This is a genomic window from Cystobacter fuscus (assembly GCF_044360685.1).
Lineage (GTDB): Bacteria > Myxococcota > Myxococcia > Myxococcales > Myxococcaceae > Cystobacter > Cystobacter fuscus_C.
The window spans coordinates 8,941,983-8,962,086 of the sequence record NZ_CP043491.1 but is presented as its reverse complement, the minus strand read 5'-3'; the positions used below and the strand labels follow the sequence as shown (position 1 = coordinate 8,962,086).

The following is a 20,104-nucleotide window of genomic DNA, read 5'->3' as shown; positions in this document are numbered from 1 at the left end:
TGCCTCGACGGATGCGAGCCGCTGCCGCTGCGCATCCACGCTCAGATGTCGATGATTCCCCGCTTCAGCGCAACGACCACCGCATGCGTCCTGTCCTTGGCACCGAGCTTGGTCAGGACGTTCTTCATGTGCGTCTTGACCGTCTCCTCGGAGATGCCCATCAGGGCAGCGACTTCCTTGTTGGCGCTACCCCTGGCCACGAGGCGCAGGACGTCACATTCCCGTGCCGTCAATTCGTCGTCCGCCACGTGCTCGGCCATCTCGGTGGCGATATCCGCGGCGATGCGGCGACGTCCCGCATGCACGCTGCGGATGGTTTCCACCAGCTCCTTGCGCAACATGCTCTTGAGCAGATATCCGGATGCGCCCGCCTTGATGGCGCGCAACGCCTGCATGTCCCCCTTGTAGGTCGTCAGGACGATGATTCTCGCGGTGGGGAACTCGGTGCGGATCGCGGTGATCGCATCGATGCCATTCATCGTGGGCATCTGCACGTCCATCAGCGTGATGTCTGGCAGATGGTCGCGGAAGGCTTGTAGGGCCTGCTCTCCATTCTCCGCCTCGGCGACCAGCTGCATATCCGACTGGCCGGCGATCATGCTGCTGAGCCCTTCGCGCAGCAGCGGATGGTCGTCCACAATCAGGATGCGAATGGGCGGGTTCGTGGAACTCATTGCTCAGTGCCCTCCGCCGGGCGACCGGCGCGGTTCATTCCGCCCCGCGAGGCCATTCCACCCGGAATCATCACTCTTCGTCGTGGAAACATCGGCTTCGTCCCGTTGGGCTCGACCAGCGAACGGCCGCTGGATACCCGGCATCGACATCGTTGGAATCCCCCAAAATGGGGAGGCTGGGCTCCCTTATCTCAGATACAATCTCGCCGCACCAGGGGGGTATCATGGAGTGGTGCAACGCCTCTTCTCCATGTTTCCCGAAGGTGGCCCCGGGGTCGGACTGCTGTTGCTGCGCCTGTCGGTCGCCCTGTCCCTGCTGCTCCACCCCTTCGGCGGACCGCTGATGCAGGCGATGCTCGTGCTCCTGGCCATTGGACTCTGCCTGGGCGTCTTGACACCTCCTTTCGCCGTCGTGTGCTGTCTGTTCTCTTTCCTCGACTTCATGGTCATGGGCGGAGCGACCCTGCCTGAAGCGGGTATCAGGCTTCTCGCCGCGGGTGCACTGGCGCTCCTCGGCCCCGGCGCTCACTCGGTGGATGCGTGGTTGTTCGGAAGACGCGTTGTCACCCTGCCGCCGCGCAAGAAGACCCGCGTTGATGAATAGCGGGCCGGTGGGCGCTCGCTCCCCCTTTCGGGTGATCCGTTTCCTGCGCTTTCGGGTGTTTTACACGAAGACCTGAAGCTCTAGTCTGTTTGCCATCACCCCAACCCGAAGAGGAACAATCTCATGGCTCCCAAAGCTTCCCCCACGCCCGGAAAGGGCCTCCTGTCGCCCACCGACCATGCCCTGATCCTGATCGATCACCAGTCGCAGATGACCTTCGCGACGCATTCGATCGACATCGCGCAGTTGCGCAACAACACCGCGCTGATCTCCAAGGCCGCCGCTGGCTTCCGCGTTCCGACCCTGTTGACCACGGTCGCGGAGAAGAGCTTCTCGGGGCCGTTGTTCCCGGAGATCACCGAGGCGTTTCCCGGCGCGAAGGTCTACGACCGCACCTCCATGAATGCCTGGGAAGACAAGCAGGTGATCGCCCAGATCAACGCGTTCGAGAAGGAGCGGCTGGTGTTCGCGGGACTGTGGACGGGCGTGTGCATCGTGGGTCCGGTCGTGTCGGCGGTCGACCAGGGCTTCAAGACGTTCGTCATCACCGATGCCTGCGGTGATGTGTCCGACGAGGCGCACGAGCGCGCGGTGCAGCGGATGATCCAGGCCGGTGCGGTTCCGATGACCAGCCTGCAGTACCTGCTCGAGCTGCAGCGCGACTGGGCGCGGGAGGCCACGTATGGCCTGACCACCGGCATCGCCAAGACCCACGGCGGAGGCTATGGTATCGGCTTGCAGTACGCCAAGACGATGTTCGGCGCTTCCGAAGGCGGTCACTGATGGCCATGCGGCCATCGGATGTCGTAGACGATAACGATTGTCTCCGGCTCGAGTCGCCGGAATGGAAAGGATTGTACCGATGGCCGACATGATCGTCAGAAACGCCCGGATCACCACCCTGGACCGGGACAACCCATCGGCGACGGCGCTGGCCGTCGCCGACGGCAACCTGCTGGCAGTTGGCGACGAGGCCACGGTGATGGCACATGCCACCGCCAGGACCCGGATCATCGATGCCGGGGGCCGGCGCTTGATTCCCGGCCTCAATGACAGCCACCTCCATCTGATCCGCGGTGGCTTGAACTACAACATGGAGCTGCGCTGGGACGGCGTGCGCACGCTGGCCGACGCGATGGCGATGCTCAAGGAGCAGGTGGCACGGACACCGGCACCGCAGTGGGTGCGGGTGGTGGGCGGCTTCAGCGAGCACCAGTTCGCCGAGAAGCGGCTGCCGACGCTGCAGGAGCTCAACGAAGCCGCTCCGGAGACCCCGGTCTTCATCCTGCATTTGTACGACCGAGCACTCCTCAACCGCGCCGCGTTGCGCGCGGTCGGCTATACCAAGGACAGTCCTGATCCTCTCGGTGGGCGGCTCGAGCGAGACCACGCCGGCAATCCCACGGGCCTGCTGCTGGCCAAACCCAATGCGCTGATCCTGTACGCGACGTTGGCGATGGGACCGAAGCTGCCGCCGGAGTTCCAGCTCAATTCTACCCGCCACTTCATGCGCGAGCTGAACCGGCTGGGCATCACCTCGGTGATCGATGCCGGCGGAGGCTTCCAGAACTACCCGGAAGACTACGAGATCATCCAGAAGCTGCATGCCGACGGCGAGCTGACGGTGCGCATCGCCTACAACCTGTTCACCCAGAAGAAGGGTGGAGAGCTTGCGGACTTCGACAAGTGGTCGCGGATGCTGACGCCGCTCCAGGGCGACGGCATGCTGCGCCACAACGGCGCTGGCGAGATGCTGGTCTTCTCGGCGGCGGACTTCGAGGATTTCCGCGAACCGCGCCCGGAGCTGCCACAGGGCATGGAGGGCGAGCTGGAAGACGTGGTCCGCCTGCTGGCGCAGCGCCGCTGGCCGTTCCGCATCCATGCCACCTACGACGAGAGCATCAGCCGCGTGCTCGATGTCTACGAGAAGGTGAACCGCGAGGTGCCCTTCGACGGACTGCACTGGTTCATCGACCACGCCGAGACCATCTCCGAGCGCAATATCGAACGCGTGCGCGCCCTGCGGGGCGGTTTCGCCGTCCAGCATCGCATGGCGTACCAGGGGGAGTACTTCGCGGAGCGCTACGGCAGCGCGGCGACCCGGAACACTCCGCCGGTGCGCAAGATGCTGGAGGCGGGTGTGCCGGTCGGCGCCGGCACCGATGCCACGCGCGTGGCCAGCTACAACCCGTGGGTGGCGTTGTACTGGCTGGTCACCGGCCGCACCGTGGGTGGTCTGGCGATGTATGGCGACGACAACCTGCTGGAGCGAGAAGAAGCGCTGCGCCTGTACACGCACGGCAGCGCGTGGCTCTCCCATGAGCAGGATCGCAAGGGCCTGCTGAAGGTTGGCCAATACGCCGATTTCGCACTGCTGTCCTCGGACTTCCTCCACGTGCCGGAAGAAGCCATCAAGGACATCACCAGCGTGTTGACCGTGGTGGGTGGCAAGGTGGTGCACGGTGGTGGTGACTTCGGCCCGCTCGCCCCGTCGCTGCCCAAGCCCATGCCGGACTGGTCGCCTGTGAGCCGGTTCGGTGGCTACCAGGGCGGCACCCAGGCGCAGGCCCGTGCCATGTTCGCTCGAGCGCAAGGGCATTCGCACTCACACGGCACGTCGTGTGCCGTGCATGGCCATGGCAAGGATCATGCCGCACACCACCCGACGCCGGGCGGCGGGCTGCGCGACTTCTGGGGTGCCTTGGGATGCCTGTGCTATGCCTTCTGATGCTCCGGCGATGAGCGCATGGGCACCGCTTCGCCATCCCGGGTTCCGTGCGCTATGGCTGGCGGTCTTGACCAGCAACATCGGAACCTGGGTCCAGGATGTCGCCGCCTCCTGGTTCATGTCGGAGCGGACGGGCTCACCGCTCATGGTCGCGGCGGTGCAGTCCGCGACGACGCTGCCGGTCGTGGCGTTCGCGCTCGTGGCCGGCACGCTGGCGGACATCGTCGACCGTCGGCGATACCTGCTCGGGGTGCAGCTGTGGATGCTCTTCGTGGTCACGATGGTCGCCCTGCAGGCACATGCCGGCCGGCTCGAGGCCTGGTCTCTGCTGTGTCTGACGTTCGCGCTCGGCACGGGCGCGGCGATGGCGATGCCCGCCCAGGCCGCGACCACCGCTGACCTGGTCCCGCGCTCGGTGCTGGCACCGGCAGTGGCATTGAGCTCCATCGGTATGAATATCGCGCGCTCCATCGGCCCCGCCCTGGGCGGACTGGTCGTGGCGAAGTTCGGCGCGGCCTGGGCATTCTCCCTGAATGCGCTGTCGTTCCTGGGCGTGGTGTTCGTCCTGTGGCGATGGAAACCGGCGCGGTCCGTCTCGACCCTTCCCGCCGAGTCTTTCGGGGGCGCACTGCGCGCGGGGTTGCGCTATGCGGTGCAAGCTGGCGAGTTCCGGTCGGTGCTGGTCAAGTCGGCCTGCTTCTTCGTGTTCGCCAGTGCCCTCCCCGCGCAGCTGGCGATCGTGGTTCGACAGCAGCTCTCCGCGGGGGCGGGCACCTATGGACTGTTGCTGGGGTTCATCGGTGCGGGTGCCATCGCTGGTGCCTTCGTCTTGCCGAAGCTCCGCGAACGGTTCGATGCCGACAGGTTGGTGCCAGCCGCGACCCTGATCTACGCCCTCACCATGCTGGCCCTGGCGGGCATCCGTGACTTGCGGCTGCTCTGTGTGGCGATGCTGGCCAACGGCGTGTCGTGGATCACCGTGCTGTCATCGTTGCAGACGGCCGCGCATGTCTCGGTGCCCGCGTGGGTTCGCGCCCGGGCGCTGTCGCTCTACATCATGGTCTTCTCAGCGGGCATGGCGGGTGGCAGCTTGATCTGGGGGGCGCTCGCGCAGCACGCCGGTACCGGGTTCGCACTGACGGTGGCGGCGGTCTTGGCGGTGCTCGCGGGTGTCTTCTCGCTGCGCTTCCGTCTGAGCACGGCCATGGCGCGGGATACCACCCCGTCCGCGCATTGGCCGCAGCCGGCCGTGGCGTCGAAGATCGAGCCTGCCCGTGGTCCGGTGCTCGTGACGGTGGAATACGTCATCGAGCCGGCGAAGCGCGAGGAGTTCCTGCAGCACATCCACCTGCTCGGGGGGACCCGTCGGCGCGACGGTGCGGTGCAGTGGGGGGTGATGGAAGACACGGCGCGGCCGGGTCACTTCCTCGAGTATTTCATCGTCGATTCCTGGCTGGAGCACCTCCGCCAACATGAGCGTGTCACCCACGAAGAGCAGCACTTGCAGGACAGGCTTCGCGCCCTGCATCTCGGCGCGCAGCCGCCGTCCGTGCGCCACTTCGTCGGCGCCACGCCATCAAACCCTCACTTCGTCGCGTTGGAGAACGTCCCTTGAACCGGAAATTGTGTGTTGGTCTGCTGCTCGGCCTCGCCATCGGCTTTGGTTGCCGCTGGCTGGGCATTCCGGTACCCGCACCGCCCATGCTGGTGGGCGCTTCACTCGTGGTCGCCATGACGAGCGGCTACCTGCTGGCCGACAAGTACATCGCGACGCACCCCGCGCATCATCGCCACGACTGCGGCGGGCCCAGCGGTGATACCAGGGAGACGCGCACATGATGCAGCTCCTGGTCGGTCCTGTCCTGGCATTGGCCATTGGTGCCGGCTGCCGTCTGCTCGACATTCCCTTGCCCGCACCGCCGAAACTGCAAGGCGCGCTGCTGGTGCTGGCAATGACCGTCGGTTATCTGCTCGGTGATCATCTCCTGGGCTGAGATGACACGGCGAGGCGAGCGGTGTGACCGGCGCGCACCAGCTCCAGCGCGACAGCTTCTCGGTGCTTGGGCCGAGCCGGTGTCACGAGTGGGAAAACGGACAGGAAATGTCCGGCGCACTCTGCTACGACGCTGCCACCATGATTGATCACCTGAGCTTCTACACGACGGACTACCCCACCGCGAAGGCGTTCTACGGGGCCGTGCTCGCGTCCCTGGGCCATGGCCTCGTGCAGGAGATGACCGCGACGTGGGACCCGGAGTTCCCCAGCCGGCGGATGTGCGCCTTCGGCCCTCCCGGAAAGAGCATCCTGTGGCTCATCGAGGTGAAGACGCCCGCCTCGCCTCGCCACGTGGCCTTCTCCGCCAGGGACCGGGCGGCGGTGGACGCGTTCCACCAGACGGCGCTGAAGTCCGGTGCGAAGGACAACGGCGCGCCCGGTGAGCGGCCGCACTACCATCCCCACTACTACGGCGCGTTCGTGTTGGATCCGGACGGCAACAACATCGAGGCCGTGTACCACGGCACCCCCTGAGTTCGGCGGAGCGCGCCCGGCGGTCAGGTGGCCGGGGCGCGCGGGGGTCGAGCCGGCCTACTCGGCGGAAGTCAGTGCCGGAGCGGTCCACATCTTCTTGAGCTGGGTGAAGGCGGAACGGTAGTAGCGCCCACTGGTCTCGGTATCCTTGAGGGCGGTGGAGAGTCCGAACCACTCCTCGTTCATGAAGCAGTCGGGAATGAGGTTCGCGTTGGAGAACCCTCCGGTGTCGTGGACGTCACGAGGGCCGGCGCCGTCCTTCCACCACTCGTCGTTCCACTCGAACACCACACCGCCGAGCAGTTTGTTGGCGGTGCTCCTGGCGCTGAGGTTGGGCAGCATCGCGTTCTCCCAGCGGCTCTGGTAGAACGCGGCTTGTTGCAACTGCGCTTCCTGGGTGCCGCGCCCCTCCGGGTTGGAGAAGTCACAGCCCTTGTTGTGCTGGCAGGCGTCATAGCCGAACTCCGTGAACAGGAGCGGCTTGTTGAGCGAGTAGCCCTGGATGATGTTCTTGAAGCCCTGCTCCGTGTTGTACATGTTGATGGACCAGACATCCACGAGGGGCGCCCGGTTGAGCAGGCTGGTGTTGTGGATGTCCAACTGGGGGTTGTCCCCGAGGACCACGGTATAGGGGTGCGTCGAATCCGCCTGTTGATCGGCCTCGCGGATCGCCTCGCCGAGGAAGTCGAACATCGCCTCGGAGGTCATCTGCCCGCGGTTCCACTCGAAGTTGTTCTCGTTGCCGAGCGCCCACATCAACACCATGGGGAACTCCGTGCGGTTCTTGAAGACGTTGATGATGTTGCGAAAGCGCAGCTTGTGCCGCGTGCGCGCGTCCTTGTTGAACTTCACCTGTTGTCCCACGCGGTAGTCCACGTGGGTGGGCAGGAAGTAGTTCATGAGGACGTAGATGCCCTGGCGGTCGGCCTCGTCCAGAACGGCGCGATAGTTGGCGAGCACCGTCTGGTCGACCCGGCCCGGGTCGGACGAGGGATCGTTCTGCTCGTCCCAGTTCTGGAACAGCCGATCATACTGCACATAGACGCGGATGAGGTTGACGCCCATCTCCCTCATCTTCGCCAGGTCGTTGAACACCACGGCCCGGTTCATGGTCCAGTCATCGGGCCAGTTGCTCGGGCCCGTCCGGGGCACGGGCTGGTAGTTGACTCCCTTGGCGATGAATGGCTGGCCATTGATCAAGAGCTGCTTGCCCGAGAGCGTGAGCGTCTCGGGGGCGCGTCTGGCGTGCGCCTCGGGCGCCACCCCCAACAGCGCGAGGACTCCCATTCCAACAATAAAACGGTACATGTGGAAAACCCCTCATAAGCGGTAAGGCCGGGGGATTTGCGAATGTGGGGCCACATGGGGAGGCCTCGTGTGGACGCGGCGGTGAGCCACCGCGACCTCTCGCGTACATCTCAATGAGAAAATTGAAGCGTGAATAGAGCATCTGTTCTGCTCTCCTGGTGACCCGAGTCATCAGGGGTGGTGACTCGAGTCACCAGGGGACAATGACAATCGTTACGTGGACAGCACGGTTCAATCGATGAAAACGTTAATACGTGAAATACTGCAAAGGCAGGAAAATGGCATGGGGGTTGCTTTGGAGTGGCCGTGAGAGGGAGACGAACCAAACCCCTCGTTCCACGCAAGGAGATCATCGTGTCGCGAAAGACGGCGTTCCGCTGTGTTTCTCTGTTGAGTGTTCTGGCTGGACTGGGTGGATGCAATGTCGCCGAGGTGGCGCCCGCGGAGCAGAGCGGGCAGCTCGAGCGCGAGGCCATCGTGTCCAGCATCACGGAGGGGGACTATGTCATCCGCTCCGTCATGACGAACAAGTGTGTCGACGTGGCCTCTGGGAGCACCGCGGATGGCGCCAAGGTGCAGCAGTACGACTGTAACGGCAACAACGCGCAGAAGTTCCACATCTCCCCGACGTCGGACGGGTACTGGAAGATCATCAACGCCGCCAGCGGCAAGGCGCTCGACATCATCGATGTCAGCACCGCGTTGAACGCCAAGGTGCACCAGTGGTCGTACGTCGGCGGGGCCAACCAGCAGTTCAAGTTCGTGAGCCGGGGCAACAACCAGTTCAGCATCCATCCGCGCCACACGGATCTGGCCATCGATCTGTACTGGGGCTCGGCGAACAACGGCACGGAGTATGTCCAGTATACCTATACCGGCACCGCCAACCAGCTCTTCACCTTCGACAGGGTGGATGGCGGCACCACACCGCCTCCGTCCACGGGCAAGGGGTGTCTGGGCACCAATGATGGGAAGACGAGCCTGCGCTTCATCAACCGGTGCTCCTTCCCGGTCACCTTCGCCGGCAACAACATCACCGGGGGAGACCTGAACTCGGGCCAGGAGGCGTGCCGGACCATTGGCTCCGTCACGGACATGATGCTCACCAAGCGCTACTGGGGCTTCCGCAGGGGAGAGGACCCGGGCTTCGAGCATCACTCGCTGGCGGAGTTCGGCTTCAACGAGGTGTTCTATTCCTACAACAGCTGGGATTGGTTCAACCTCAGCCACGTGGATGCCCACAACCTCCCCCTGAAGATCATTCCCTATGATCTGGCGGGTGGGACGACCTGCACGGGCCAGACGCGCAGCTGCCCGATGGACATGCTGGCGAAGTGCCCCGCGGAGGGCCAGCTGCGCAACGCCGCCGGCCAGATCATCTCCTGCGTGAGCCGCGACCGCGACAACCCCAACAGCGTCGTGGCGAAGTACTTCGACGCCATGTGCTCGCAGTCATACTCGTGGTCGGGCGATGACTCGGTGATGGCGGCGTGCAACGCCGAGGACTTCGACATCGTCTTCTGCCCGCAGAACTGATGCGCGCGCACCTGGAGTGAAGGGCGCGGCGAGCCCGGGGCGTCGCCGGAAGAAGAGGCGGCGCCCCTCTTTCGTAGTACGAAGCACCCTGGCGTACGCTCACTCCAGGAAAGGCAGGTACCAGATGAGCAGGAACAAGACACGCTCCACCTCCGACATGAAGGAGCTCCTCCAGGTGGCGGCCGCGGGCAGGTACTCCCGCCGTGAGTTGTTGAAGCTGCTCGGTCTCTCGACCGCCGCGCTCGGGATGCCCACCCTCGTCGGGTGCTCGGACTCGAGGGACTACGACTACATCATCATCGGCGCGGGCTCCGCCGGTTGCACGCTGGCCGCCAGGCTCCTGGCGGACTCGGACGCCCGCGTCCTCCTCATCGAGGCGGGCGGCACCCATGATCGTCCGGAGATCAAGGACTTCACCCAGTCCTACAAGTTGACCCAGCCGGGCGCCGAGACCGACTGGGCCTACAAGTCCGAGCCGCAGGCGGCGCTCAATGGCAGGCCCCAGTCCTACTCCTGTGGCAGGGTGAGCGGTGGCAGCAGCTCCATCAACGGCATGGTCTGGGTGCGCGGCAACCGGGCCGACTACGACGGCTGGGCCGCGGCGGGGTGCCGTGGCTGGGACTTCGCGAGCGTCCTTCCCTCCTTCCAGGCCCTGACCGGACTCATCCGCCCCTCCAACGAGCTCACCGCGCGCAACGCGCTGTCCCAGGCCATCGTCCAGGCCGCGGTGGGCCTCGGCCATCCCTTCAACGAGGACTACAACGGCGACAACCAGTTGGGCGTCACCTATAGCCAGCTCAACGTGGTGGGCGGCATCCGCCAGGATGCCTTCTCCACCTTCGTGTCGCCGTACCTGGCCAATCCCCGGCTCACGCTGATGCTGAATGCCCAGGTGAAGCGCCTCGCCTTCGACAGCGCGAAGAAGCTCGAGCGCGTCATCCTCGACAGCGACAGCGGCGAGCTGTCCGTGGAGGCACGGCGCGAGGTCATCGTCTGCGCGGGCACCATCCAGACGCCCCAGCTGCTGATGCTCTCGGGCATCGGCGATCCGGCGGATCTCGAGCCCCATGGCCTCCCCGTGGTGGCGAAGGTGCCGGGAGTGGGGAAGAACCTGCACGACCACCTCGTCTCGGTGGCGGTGCGGAAGCTCCGTCAGCCGGAGCCCGCGACCCATCTCACCACCATGGACGTCAACGTCTTCACGGGGCAGGGCCCTCGCCCGGGGTCTCCGAAGTTCCAGGTCCAGACGTACTACATGCGCTACGGCTGGGGCTCCTATCCCTCCGAGGCCCTGGCCTTCGGCCTCATCAACCTGCACCCGACGAGCCGTGGCACCGTGAAGCTGCGCTCGGCCAACCACCAGGACGCCCCCGTCATCGACCCGAACTTCCTGGGGACGGAGGAGGATGTCTCCAACCAGCTCGAGGGTTACAAGCTCGTGCGCCAGTTGCTCGGCGCGCCGGGCCTGCGCGACTGGGTCGAGGACGTGGAGCACACCCCCGGTCCGGAGGTCGTGACCGACGCTCAGTGGGTGGAAGCGCTCCGGCAGCACTCCGAGTCCGACTTCCACTCGGTGGGCACGTGCAAGATGGGCACGGATGACCTGGCGGTGGTGGACCCGGAGCTGCGCGTGCGTGGCGTCAAGGGGCTGCGGCTGGCGAGCGCCGCCATCATGCCCTTCGTCACCTCGGGCAACACCAATGCGCCCGCGATGATGATCGGCGACCGCTGCGGCCGGCTCATCCTGTCCAAGTAGAGCGAGCGCGCCCGGTCATTCAGGGTTCATGGCGATCGCGGTAGTCCACCGGGACGAACGTGTAGCCCCGCTCCTCCGCGCGGATGTGGCCAATCCCCGGGTAGGGCAGGTGCGGCGCCGCGACCAGGGCGCGATTGCCCGCCGCCGCGGCGAACTGCTTCTCACGCTGAGCCGCGGCATCCTTGGGGCTGACGTCGTAGACGATCGTGATCGCCGTGTTCGGGAACTGCACGGAGGCCACATGGACGATGTCGCCAATGAACGTGATGGCTTCGCCCCTGCTCTCCACCCGGTAGAAGCCATGCCCGGGGGTATGGCCGGGTGTTGGGATGGCCTTGATGCCGGGGAAGAGCTGGGTTTCGCGGGTGAACCCCTGAACCTTCCCAGCCTTCATGTACGGCCCGACCGTCTTGACTGCTTGCTCGAAGTACTTCTTGTCGTAGCCATTGGCGCCGCCCTGGTTCGCGGGGTTGAGGAAGAAGTCCAGGTCCGGCCCGCCGACGTGCACCGTGGCATTGGGGAACACCCGGTTACCCTCGTTGACGAGGCCGCCACTGTGATCCGTGTGGATGTGCGTCAGCAGGATGTCGTTGATCTGCTCCGGCTCGTAGCCCGCCAACTTGAGGCTGCCGAGGAGCTTGCCGCCATAGCCCGGCCCGAACAAGCCGCCGGCTCCGGTATCGACCAGGATCAGCCGGCTCCCCGTATCGACCAGGAAGGCCGTGATGGACGCCTCGACAGGGTTGCTCAGGAAGGCATGGTGGAGCATCTTGTCGACCTCCGCGGTTGATGCTCCCCTGAGGAGTTCGTGCAGATCCTGCGGCACGGTGCCGTCGGACAGCGCGGTCACCTGGAAGTCACCGACGCGGTAGCGGTAGACACCCGGTACCTGCGCTCGCGCTTGGGCAACGCTGGTTCCGGCTGCTGGCGGTGCCGCCATGGTGGTGAGTGGCAGGGCGGTGGAGAACAGGGCCGCCGCCGCGACCATGCTGTCGAGAAAAAGTCGATGGAAACGCATATCTTCTCCCGTAGGGATGCCGTCGGGTTCGGTGCGAACCGCGGTGGTGGATACATACGGTTGCCCAGCGCCCATCGTGAGTTGAGCGTGTTTATAGGAGGTATAGACGGGATGGATATCCGGAGGGCGGACCTGCCCTTGCTCATTTCCCTGGACGTGTTGCTCGAGGAGCTGAATGTGACACGTGCGGCCCGCCGGTTGAACGTGAGTCAGCCGGCGCTCTCCGCCCAGCTCGGCCGCTTGCGCGAGCTGTTCAAGGACCCCCTGCTCGTTCCTTCCGAGGCGGGCCGCGGAATGACCCCCACGCCGCGAGCGCTCGAGTTGAAGCCGGCCTTGCACCAGGCACTGCTCGATCTGCAAAGCGCCGTCGTGAGCCGCGTTGAGTTCAACCCCAGGGAGGCGCAACGCCATTTCACGATCACGCTCAACGACAACATGTTCACGAGCATCGGTCTCGCCGTGGCCCGGGAGATCCTTGGTCTTGGTGGACCCGGGATCCGTCTCGGCTTCGTCGCGCCGGTGGAGGAGAATCTGATCTACCGGATGGAACGTGGAGAGCTCGACCTCTACATTGGGATTCCAGCCAAGATTCCCGATGCGCTCAAGAGCCGCCGTCTGCTCACCGACGAGTTCTGCTTCGCCCAGCGCAAGGCGCATCCCAGGGGCCAGAAGGCTCCCACGCTCGAGGACTACTGCCAGCTCAGCCATGTCATGGTTTCCCAGGACGGTAGCTTTCATAGTGCGGTTGACGACGTCCTCGCGCGGCATGGCAAGGCGCGCCGTGTCGTCATCACCGTCCCGAACTACAATCAGGTCGCCCTCGTCCTCGCCGATACGGACTGTGTCGCCACACTCCCCAGCAGGTTTCTCCAGCGCTACGCGCCGGGCCTCGACCTCCTGCCTCTGCCCTTCTCCATGCCACCCATCGAACTCGCGATGGGTTGGCATGCCCGTGCACAGCATGATCCCGCGCATCAGTGGCTCAGGGAGTGCTTCGTTCGCGTGGCCACCCAGCGGGCGTAGGCCCGGGACCGTCAAGGGAAGCGCAGGACTTGTAGCCGCAGCTCCGCGCCGTCCTCGGGTACCTGGGCGAAAGGGCGTGCGCCCGCGTGGACGAACTCCCACACGTCCAGGCTCGCCTCGGTGCGGTAGCCCAGCTCCTCACACAGTTGTTGCGTCAGGGCATGCGTGTTGACCGTGACGACGCCCCGATACCCCCGTGCGCGGGCAGCGCCGATCACCGTGGTCTCGAGTTCGCGCGCGACCCGAGCCACCTCCCGCTGCCCCTTGGCCGCCAGCAGCAGCACGTAGACCCATTCGCCTGGACCCGGTTCGGATGGCTGGTGGCACCAGGGATCCGAGATGGCACTCAGGACGGCGTCCAACGGCTCCAGTCGCGGAGCGACCACGAAGCGGCCCTCCCGTGCATGGGTATGCACCCGGGACAGATCAGCGGCCATGACGCACCCCACCATCTCTCCCTGTCCATCGACGGCCACGAAGGACAGGCCCTCCATCACGCAGGCCTCCAGGTGGCTGGCGAACATCGCATGCAGATCGGCTCGTGTCGCTCCGAGCGCTTGTTTGAGCGGATCGATCTCGTCGAAGCGGTCAGCGAGCAGGTCCACCGCCGCCGTGCCGAGCGCGTCACACGCCGCCTCCAAGGGGCGCACCGTGAGCGCACCGTGTGGGGCCTCCAGGTGGGCTCCCCGCCGCAGCGCGGCGAGCGATGGTGCCGCGTAGAATTGCTCGAGGGACACCGGCTTGCCGGCCTCGCGCAGCCTGCGCAGCAGGTCCACCGCGAGCAGCGAGGTGCCTCCCGCCTGGAAGAAATCCGTGTCCTCCTCGATGGGCGCCCGAGGTAGCACCGCGCGCCAGGCGGCCAAGAAAGGATCCCCTCCGGGGGCCGCGGCCGTTGTTCCGAGCGCGAGCAGCCTTTGGCGATCGAGCTTTCCGTTGGGCAGCAGCGGCAGGTCCTCGATGAGGACGAGGACGGGCCGAGCATGGGGCGGAAGCTCCGCCTCGCACACCGCGCGCAAGGTCTCCAGGCTCACCGCTCCAGGCTCGCGTGGCTGGACGAAGCCGAGCAGCGAGGGTCCCTCCGCGTCCTCCCGCACCAGCGCCACGGCGGCCAGGACCCCCTCGCAGCGCAGGAGCACGCGCTCGAGCTCGGCGAGTTCGAAGCGGTTGCCCAGCAGCTTGACCTGCCGGTCCCGGCGGCCCTCGTGGAGCAGCATCCAGCCTCCATCGATCGGGTCACGGACCATCCGGCCGAGGTCTCCGGTGTCGTAGCGTCCTCCCTCCTCTGTCCATGTGGAGGAGCCGCCGGAGCCGAGATGGCCGAGCGAGAGGTTCGCACCCCGTACATGGAGGGTGCCCCGTTCGCCAACCTTCACGGGCGCTCCCGTTTCATCGAGCAGCTCGAGGGTGGTGTTGTCGATGGGCCGCCCGATGGGGACGGGCTCCTCTCCCGCGCGGCACACGTGCGCGGTGACGTCGCCCATGACCTCGGTGCTGCCATAGAGGTTGAGCAGCACGTCGCCCGGCCGGCGCGCGAGGAAGGCCTCGGCGAGTGGGGAGGGCAGGGGCTCTCCGCTACACGTCCACAGGCGCAACTTCGGCACGGGGACACCGGACTCCCCGGGTGGAGGGGACAGATGCGGCAGCAGGAGCCGCAGCAGCGAGGGGACGACGATCAGCCGGCTCACGCCGTGGCGTGCGGCGAAGGCGAGCAGGCGCTCGGGCTGCTTTTCGAGGCCATCGGGTGCGAGGGCCACGGGGACTCCCCGCAGGAGCGCGCCGAACAGCTCCCAGATGGAGTCGACGAAGCCAAGGGGCGTCTTGAAACAGCACACCTCGTCCTCGGCGAAGGGGAAGGTCCGCCACATCCATTGGAACCGGTTCTGCGCCGCCCGGTGCGGCAGCCATACGCCGCGGGGCCGTCCGGTGCTGCCCGAGGTGTAGAGCACCGCGAAGGGCCGCTCGCCCGCTGGCGGGGACGAGGACCCGGGTCGCTCGGGGTCTTCGCCCTCCAGGTCGAGCGGCGCACGCGGATCGAACACCCAACACGGGTCGCGGGGGGCGAGGTGCCGTACGAGCGATTCGTGCTCGGGTCCGGCCACGATGAGTGAGGGAGCGGCCTCGGCGACGATGTGAGCCAGCCGCGCGGGGGGATAGGTGGGATCGAGGGGCAGATAGGCGCCGCCTGCTCGCAGCACGGCGAACAGGACCTCGACCATGGCCGGCCCTCGCGACATGCACACGCCCACGAGCGGCGTCGTCTGGGGGGAGGACGAGGATCCCGTGCGCAACCGCGTCCGCACCACTCGCGCGAGTTGGTGGGTTCGCGAGTCCAACTCCTGGAAGCTGAGCGAGCCTGCCTCGGTGAGGAGCGCCGGTTTCTCGCGGCGCGCCGGGTCGGCCGTCAGCATCCGCGTGAAGGTGTCCTCCAGGGTCCAGTTCGCCGAGAGGGGGTGAGGGGGGCCATGAAGCACGCTCCACATGAAGGCCAGCTTGGGTCCTCACCCCTTCGAAAGCAAACGACGAGGACGAACTACTGCACGTTCAGGAAGATGGCGGTGGGCACGCCCCAGTTGCCGCTGGCGTCCTGGCTCTCCACGAACAGCGTGTGCCGGCCCGGCGCCAGACCGGAGGTGAAGACCGTGGCCTGCACGGACTCGGCCGTGCTGTTGAAGCCGCCGTCCACCGCGCTCAGTGCGAACGTGGGCGTGCCCGACACCCACGACGGTGCATCGATGGAGTAGCGCGCGGCGGCGATGGCCTGCGAGCCTTCCGTGCCCCCGTTGGTGCCATAGCGGGTGTCATCCGCCCGCGCCGTGAGCGTCACCGGGGTCCCCTGCGACACGGTGCTCGCCGACAGCGCGAGGTTGATGGAGTCCGGGCCCGCCGCCACCTGGTACGGCCGCCGCGCCGCCTTGAAGGCGTAGTAGAGGGCCGGCATGTTCTTGGGGACGATGGTGTTCTCGAAGGTGGTGCAGCTCTCGAAGAAGGCTCCCCCCATTTCGAAGGTGAACGCCGCGACACCGAGCCGCCCATAGGCGAAGGCGTCCGTGGAGCCCGAGGCCGAATACAGACACGTGCTCACCTGGCACGCCTGATAGCCATTGAAGTAGTTGAACTTGCGCCCCAGGGTGCGCAGCTGGGTCGCGTTCGGCGCAGCCGCGGTGGTGGCCGACCAGGGATAGAGCACATAGCCGCCGTAGCTGTGGAGGCTGAGCATCAGGCCCGTGGTGTCCGCGGGGGCGGGATCCGTGCTGGCGGGCCCACGCTGGTCCGGGAAGAGGGAGAGGATGTAGTTCTCCAGCGTCTTCGTCTCCGGCTCGGAGGCCGCCGAGCGCCCCCGGTAGGTGTCATTGCACGCGCTGCTGCTCGCGCCCGCGCCACCCCAGTCGAAGCTGCTGTTGCGGTTGAGATCCACTCCGTAGGTCGTCGTGGAGCAGGAGCCCTCGCTGGTGTTGGTGTTCTTGCGCTTGGACAAGCCCGTCTCCGCCACGCGGCGGCCGTCCGGGTTGGATTGCACCACCACGTGCAGCTCGGAGTAGTCGAGCAGCCAGGTGACATCCGCGTCCGTGCCGTAGCGGCTCACGAGCTGCTCGGCGAAGCGCGTGGCCAGCTCCGCCGTCGTGTACTCGCGGGCGTGGATGCCACCCATCAGGAAGAACCGGGGCTTGGGTCCCGTGCGCGCCTTGTTCGTCAGCACCAGCACCCGCAGGTCATCTCCCGGCTTGCCCCCCGCCGTCACCTTGTCCCAGGTGTCGCCGATGTCATTCCACGAGGCGAGGTTCGGGTAGGTGACGGGCAGCTGCGCCATGGCTGCGTAGGTCTCGTCCACCGTGCGGTAGCACGAGTAGCCAGGAATCCCGCCGGCCAGCGACATCCACCCCTCGCGGGGCTCGTTCAGGATCCGCGTCTGTTCCTCGAGGATCTCCACGCGGCGGCCTTCCTTCACCAGCGCGTCGTACTCCTCGGGTGAGAGCACCGCCTCCACGGTCTTCTTCTGGTGATCCACCGCGGCGCTGAGATCCAGCGTCTCGGCGAGCCGATCCAGATCCACCCGGGACTTGAACGACACCCGGGCCAGGAGCACGGACGGACGGGACGACCCCTCCGCGGGGGCTCCTGCCTGGGCAACGAGGGGAGAGAGGGCGAGCGCTGCGGCTGCGAGAACTCCAGTGACGGGTGACGGCATGGGGGTTCCTCCACGGCATGGGAGGACGCGCACCCTATTCAAGGTATACAGGATATACAAATTTTACATGGAAGGGATTTTTCCGTCGCCTGACCTCATGCGTGATGCGAGGAGTGTTCCGCGGCCGGAATGACGGTGGGGAGAGTGAAGAAGAAGGTGCTCCCCCATCCAGGCTTGCTTTCGACCCAGATGCGTCCGCCGTGGGCTTCAACGAGCCCCTTCACGATGGAGAGTCCCAGACCGGCGCCTTGCTTCCTTCCCTCGGAGGCCTGCCAGAAGGGCTCGAAGAGGTGAGGCAGGTTCTCCTTTGGAATCCCGGCGCCCGTGTCGCTCACGGAGAAGCGCATCATGTGCCCCGCCGGCTCGGCGCGAAGCGCGATCCGCCCACCTGGGGGGGTGAACTTGAGCGCGTTCCCAAGCAGGTTCGAGAGGATCTGGAGCACCCGGTCGCGGTCGGCGAAGACAGGTGGCGCGTCCTCCGTGACGGCGGCCGTGAGCTGGATGGATTTCTCCTCCGCGAGCGCGCGATGCAACTCGGCGGCCTCCTTGAGGAGTGGCGCGGTCCGCTCCAAGACGCGGTCCAACGAGAGGTGGCCGACCTCCATCCGGGCGACGTCCAGCAGATCCTGGATGAGCCGGGTCGCCCGGTCGACCGCCTTCTGTATGGACTCGAGCGAGTTCGTGTCCGTGGCTCTCATGCCGGGGGGGGATGTCAGGAGCCTCCTGGCCCGCAGGGAGATGACATTCAGGGGAGTGCGGAGATCGTGTGCGACGACCCGGAGGACCTCGTCGCGAGTGCGTGTGGCCTGCTCGGACTGCTCATGGAAGCGGGCATTGTCGATGGCGAGCGCGGCGCGATGGGCGAGCTCTTCGGCGAGGGAGAGGTCCCGGGCACCGTAGCGGCGCCCGGATTCGGACATCGTGAGGATGATCGCACCCAGGATTCGCCCACGCGTGGCGAGGGGCACGACGATGCCCGAGCGGGACTCGAGGCGGTGGAGCAACTCCAGGTGACGGGCGTCCCTCGCCGTCGCCTCGAGTATCGCTTCGGAGATTTCCGGGACGAGCGCCGGCTGTCCCGTCTGGAGGACGTGGGCGACGATGTCTCCCTCCTGGGACAGATCATGGGGATAGGCGGTGATCAGCTCGCGCAGCACGTGGGTCTTCTCTGGGGAAGCCGCCATGATTTCCACCCGCTGCACCCGCCCGTCTTCCTCGAAGAGATAGATCATGCACCAGTCGGCCAGCGCGGGAACGGCCAGCTGCGCGACGGTGATGAGGGTGGCCTGGGGCTCGAGCGAGGCCGCGAGCCGTGGACCCGCCTCGGCCAGGAAGCGCCATGCCTGTTCGAGCTGTTTGCGCTCGGAAATGTCCTGGATCTGCGCGATGAAGTGGAGCGGCTCTCCCCGAGAGTCGCGCACCAGGGAGGCTGTCAGCAGGATGGTCACGAGGTGGCCATCCTTGTGGTGGTAGCGCTTCTCCAGTTGATAGGTGCTGAGTTCTCCTTTGAGCATCCGGCGCACGTTCTCCAGGTCCAACTCCAGGTCCTCGGAGCAGGTGATGTCCTGGAACGTCTTGGTGAGGAGTTCCTGCTGCGAATAACCGAGGAGCTCGCACAGTGCGCCGTTCACGTTCAGGAAATGGCCGTCCAGACCGGCCAGGGACATTCCGATCGGTGCGTGCTCGAACGAGGTCCGGAAGCGCTCCTCACTGTCGCGGAGCACTTCCTCGGACCGGTGCCGCGCATCCATCCGGGAGAGGGTGTTCGCGTTCCACGCGACCAGGAGCAGGAAGGCGGCCATCGTGATGACCACGAAGACAGACAAGCCCGACGTGGCCCCGTAGAGCCCCAGCCGTTCACCCAGGAGCAGAACTCCACCCAACAGCAGGGGGATGAGGATGGTCGCGGGGAGCAGTCGGCGCGCCATGATGCCCCCGACGTCGTCTCGCAGGAGCAGGCCTATCAACCCTCGCTCGGGATGGATGGACAGGACGCCGAGCGACAGCAGCAGGAAGAGGAGCGCTGAGTGGACTGCCATGGGCAAGGAGGGCAGTAGGGGGAAGACGAGCCGCTCGGGCTCGAACAGGCTCTCCTCCATGTAGAGGTACCCGATGAGGACCAGGGTGGAGAGGAGCATGACGGCCAGAGCCAGGAGCCGGGTTGGGAGCCGCCCCTGGCGGGTCCTGACATTCATGAGCAGGAGCATCAGCCCCGTGAGACAGAAGCTCAATGCGGTCGAGGGCGCGGGCCGTCCCGGGAGCCTCGGGGTCAGATGCTGGACGGTCTCGCTGAAGAGCAGGAGGTCGATTCCAAGGTCGGCCCCGAAGATGTACTCGGAGAGGGTCAGGCCCCCCAACAGCAGGGAGGCGAGCGCCAGGGCCTGACCTGTTCCTCGCCGCCATGGGTTCGCCTTTTCTTCGTGGAGCAGCCAGAGTGCGGTGCCGCTCAGGATGAAGCCCACCGCGGTGTTCGGCATCATGATGCCCGCGCCTGGCCAGGGAACGAGCTGGATGAGCGGCTTGCTCGCCAGGGACCAGCCGAGCAGATCCAGAACCGCAACCAGAACGGCGAGCCCACTCGCGACTGGCACCAGCCATGCGAGCACCTGCTCGAACCGTTGGAGAGAACCGCTATGCGGCGACGTCGTCATGGGTCTCGAGCAATCACTCTGCCCTGGACGGGGAGCAGATGCCGTCCTCGAATGGAGTGCGGTCAAGACCCGAACACCGCAGGGAGGGGA

16 protein-coding genes are annotated in these 20,104 nt (G+C 66.1%); 10 read left to right on the top strand and 6 right to left on the bottom strand.

Annotated features, from left to right (window positions below; genetic code table 11):
- Positions 1-41 precede the first annotated feature (41 nt).
- The gene (locus tag F0U63_RS36745) at positions 42-674 is read right to left on the bottom strand and encodes a response regulator (protein ID WP_395837471.1); all 633 of its coding nucleotides are present in this window, start codon (positions 672-674) and stop codon (positions 42-44) included.
- A gap of 232 nt (positions 675-906) precedes the next feature.
- Between F0U63_RS36745 and F0U63_RS36740 the strand changes: the two genes are divergently transcribed.
- From F0U63_RS36740 to F0U63_RS36710, 7 genes are all read left to right on the top strand, one after another.
- Positions 907-1,278, top strand: coding sequence for a hypothetical protein (locus tag F0U63_RS36740; RefSeq protein ID WP_395837469.1), 372 nt, complete (start codon positions 907-909; stop codon positions 1,276-1,278).
- A 123-nt stretch (positions 1,279-1,401) separates the two neighbouring features.
- Complete coding sequence (locus F0U63_RS36735) at positions 1,402-2,061, top strand: hydrolase (RefSeq protein WP_395837467.1); 660 nt, start codon at positions 1,402-1,404, stop codon at positions 2,059-2,061.
- A gap of 79 nt (positions 2,062-2,140) precedes the next feature.
- Positions 2,141-4,006: an amidohydrolase family protein gene (locus F0U63_RS36730; RefSeq protein ID WP_395837465.1), complete on the top strand. Its 1,866-nt coding sequence runs from the start codon at positions 2,141-2,143 to the stop codon at positions 4,004-4,006.
- The gene (locus F0U63_RS36725) at positions 3,915-5,621 is read left to right on the top strand and encodes an MFS transporter (protein WP_395848484.1); all 1,707 of its coding nucleotides are present in this window, start codon (positions 3,915-3,917) and stop codon (positions 5,619-5,621) included. Before F0U63_RS36730 ends, F0U63_RS36725 begins: the two co-directional genes overlap by 92 nt.
- Positions 5,618-5,845: a DUF1427 family protein gene (locus F0U63_RS36720; protein ID WP_395837463.1), complete on the top strand. Its 228-nt coding sequence runs from the start codon at positions 5,618-5,620 to the stop codon at positions 5,843-5,845. The genes F0U63_RS36725 and F0U63_RS36720 overlap by 4 nt, the downstream gene beginning before the upstream one ends.
- Positions 5,842-6,000 carry a DUF1427 family protein gene (locus F0U63_RS36715; protein WP_395805198.1) on the top strand — a complete coding sequence of 53 codons (159 nt, stop codon included), beginning with the start codon at positions 5,842-5,844 and terminating at the stop codon, positions 5,998-6,000. Before F0U63_RS36720 ends, F0U63_RS36715 begins: the two co-directional genes overlap by 4 nt.
- Before the next feature lie 107 nt (positions 6,001-6,107).
- Positions 6,108-6,536 carry a VOC family protein gene (locus tag F0U63_RS36710; protein WP_395837461.1) on the top strand — a complete coding sequence of 143 codons (429 nt, stop codon included), beginning with the start codon at positions 6,108-6,110 and terminating at the stop codon, positions 6,534-6,536.
- Between the two features lie 57 nt (positions 6,537-6,593).
- On the opposite strand, the gene F0U63_RS36705 is transcribed toward F0U63_RS36710, so the two are convergent.
- On the bottom strand, positions 6,594-7,844 hold the full coding sequence (locus F0U63_RS36705) for a glycoside hydrolase family 2 TIM barrel-domain containing protein (RefSeq protein ID WP_395837459.1): 1,251 nt from the start codon (positions 7,842-7,844) through the stop codon (positions 6,594-6,596).
- Positions 7,845-8,198: 354 nt separating this feature from the next.
- On the opposite strand from F0U63_RS36705, the gene F0U63_RS36700 reads away from it, so the two are divergent.
- The gene (locus tag F0U63_RS36700; protein ID WP_395837457.1) at positions 8,199-9,380 is read left to right on the top strand and encodes an RICIN domain-containing protein; all 1,182 of its coding nucleotides are present in this window, start codon (positions 8,199-8,201) and stop codon (positions 9,378-9,380) included.
- 124 nt (positions 9,381-9,504) lie between these two features.
- Positions 9,505-11,136, top strand: coding sequence for a GMC family oxidoreductase (locus F0U63_RS36695; RefSeq protein ID WP_395837455.1), 1,632 nt, complete (start codon positions 9,505-9,507; stop codon positions 11,134-11,136).
- Between the two features lie 19 nt (positions 11,137-11,155).
- Here the strand turns inward: F0U63_RS36695 and F0U63_RS36690 are convergent, their stop codons facing one another.
- The gene (locus tag F0U63_RS36690; protein WP_395837453.1) at positions 11,156-12,154 is read right to left on the bottom strand and encodes an MBL fold metallo-hydrolase; all 999 of its coding nucleotides are present in this window, start codon (positions 12,152-12,154) and stop codon (positions 11,156-11,158) included.
- Between the two features lie 111 nt (positions 12,155-12,265).
- Between F0U63_RS36690 and F0U63_RS36685 the strand changes: the two genes are divergently transcribed.
- A complete protein-coding gene (locus F0U63_RS36685; protein WP_395837451.1) occupies positions 12,266-13,177 on the top strand; it encodes a LysR family transcriptional regulator in 912 nt (303 codons plus the stop codon).
- A gap of 11 nt (positions 13,178-13,188) precedes the next feature.
- On the opposite strand, the gene F0U63_RS36680 is transcribed toward F0U63_RS36685, so the two are convergent.
- The 3 genes from F0U63_RS36680 to F0U63_RS36670 all read right to left on the bottom strand — a co-directional run bounded on the left by F0U63_RS36680 (position 13,189) and on the right by F0U63_RS36670 (position 20,014).
- Positions 13,189-15,585 (bottom strand): non-ribosomal peptide synthetase, encoded by a 2,397-nt coding sequence (locus tag F0U63_RS36680; protein WP_395837449.1) that lies wholly within the window; start codon positions 15,583-15,585, stop codon positions 13,189-13,191.
- Between the two features lie 122 nt (positions 15,586-15,707).
- On the bottom strand, positions 15,708-17,261 hold the full coding sequence (locus F0U63_RS36675; RefSeq protein WP_395837447.1) for a M14 family metallopeptidase: 1,554 nt from the start codon (positions 17,259-17,261) through the stop codon (positions 15,708-15,710).
- A 197-nt stretch (positions 17,262-17,458) separates the two neighbouring features.
- Entirely contained in the window at positions 17,459-20,014 is a 2,556-nt protein-coding gene (locus F0U63_RS36670; RefSeq protein ID WP_395837445.1) for an ATP-binding protein, read from the bottom strand.
- Between the last annotated feature and the right edge of the window lie 90 nt (positions 20,015-20,104).

Excerpts from the sequence above, each read along its gene's own strand:
- F0U63_RS36745 (WP_395837471.1), bottom strand. The coding sequence starts at position 674 with ATGAGTTCCACGAACCCGCCCATTCGCATCCTGATTGTGGACGACCAT.
- F0U63_RS36735 (WP_395837467.1), top strand. The coding sequence starts at position 1,402 with ATGGCTCCCAAAGCTTCCCCCACGCCCGGAAAGGGCCTCCTGTCGCCC.
- F0U63_RS36730 (WP_395837465.1), top strand. The coding sequence starts at position 2,141 with ATGGCCGACATGATCGTCAGAAACGCCCGGATCACCACCCTGGACCGG.
- F0U63_RS36725 (WP_395848484.1), top strand. The coding sequence starts at position 3,915 with ATGGCAAGGATCATGCCGCACACCACCCGACGCCGGGCGGCGGGCTGC.
- F0U63_RS36715 (WP_395805198.1), top strand. The coding sequence starts at position 5,842 with ATGATGCAGCTCCTGGTCGGTCCTGTCCTGGCATTGGCCATTGGTGCC.
- F0U63_RS36710 (WP_395837461.1), top strand. The coding sequence starts at position 6,108 with ATGTCCGGCGCACTCTGCTACGACGCTGCCACCATGATTGATCACCTG.
- F0U63_RS36705 (WP_395837459.1), bottom strand. The coding sequence starts at position 7,844 with ATGTACCGTTTTATTGTTGGAATGGGAGTCCTCGCGCTGTTGGGGGTG.
- F0U63_RS36695 (WP_395837455.1), top strand. The coding sequence starts at position 9,505 with ATGAGCAGGAACAAGACACGCTCCACCTCCGACATGAAGGAGCTCCTC.
- F0U63_RS36690 (WP_395837453.1), bottom strand. The coding sequence starts at position 12,154 with ATGCGTTTCCATCGACTTTTTCTCGACAGCATGGTCGCGGCGGCGGCC.
- F0U63_RS36685 (WP_395837451.1), top strand. The coding sequence starts at position 12,266 with ATGGATATCCGGAGGGCGGACCTGCCCTTGCTCATTTCCCTGGACGTG.
- F0U63_RS36680 (WP_395837449.1), bottom strand. The coding sequence starts at position 15,585 with ATGCTGACGGCCGACCCGGCGCGCCGCGAGAAACCGGCGCTCCTCACC.
- F0U63_RS36670 (WP_395837445.1), bottom strand. The coding sequence starts at position 20,014 with ATGACGACGTCGCCGCATAGCGGTTCTCTCCAACGGTTCGAGCAGGTG.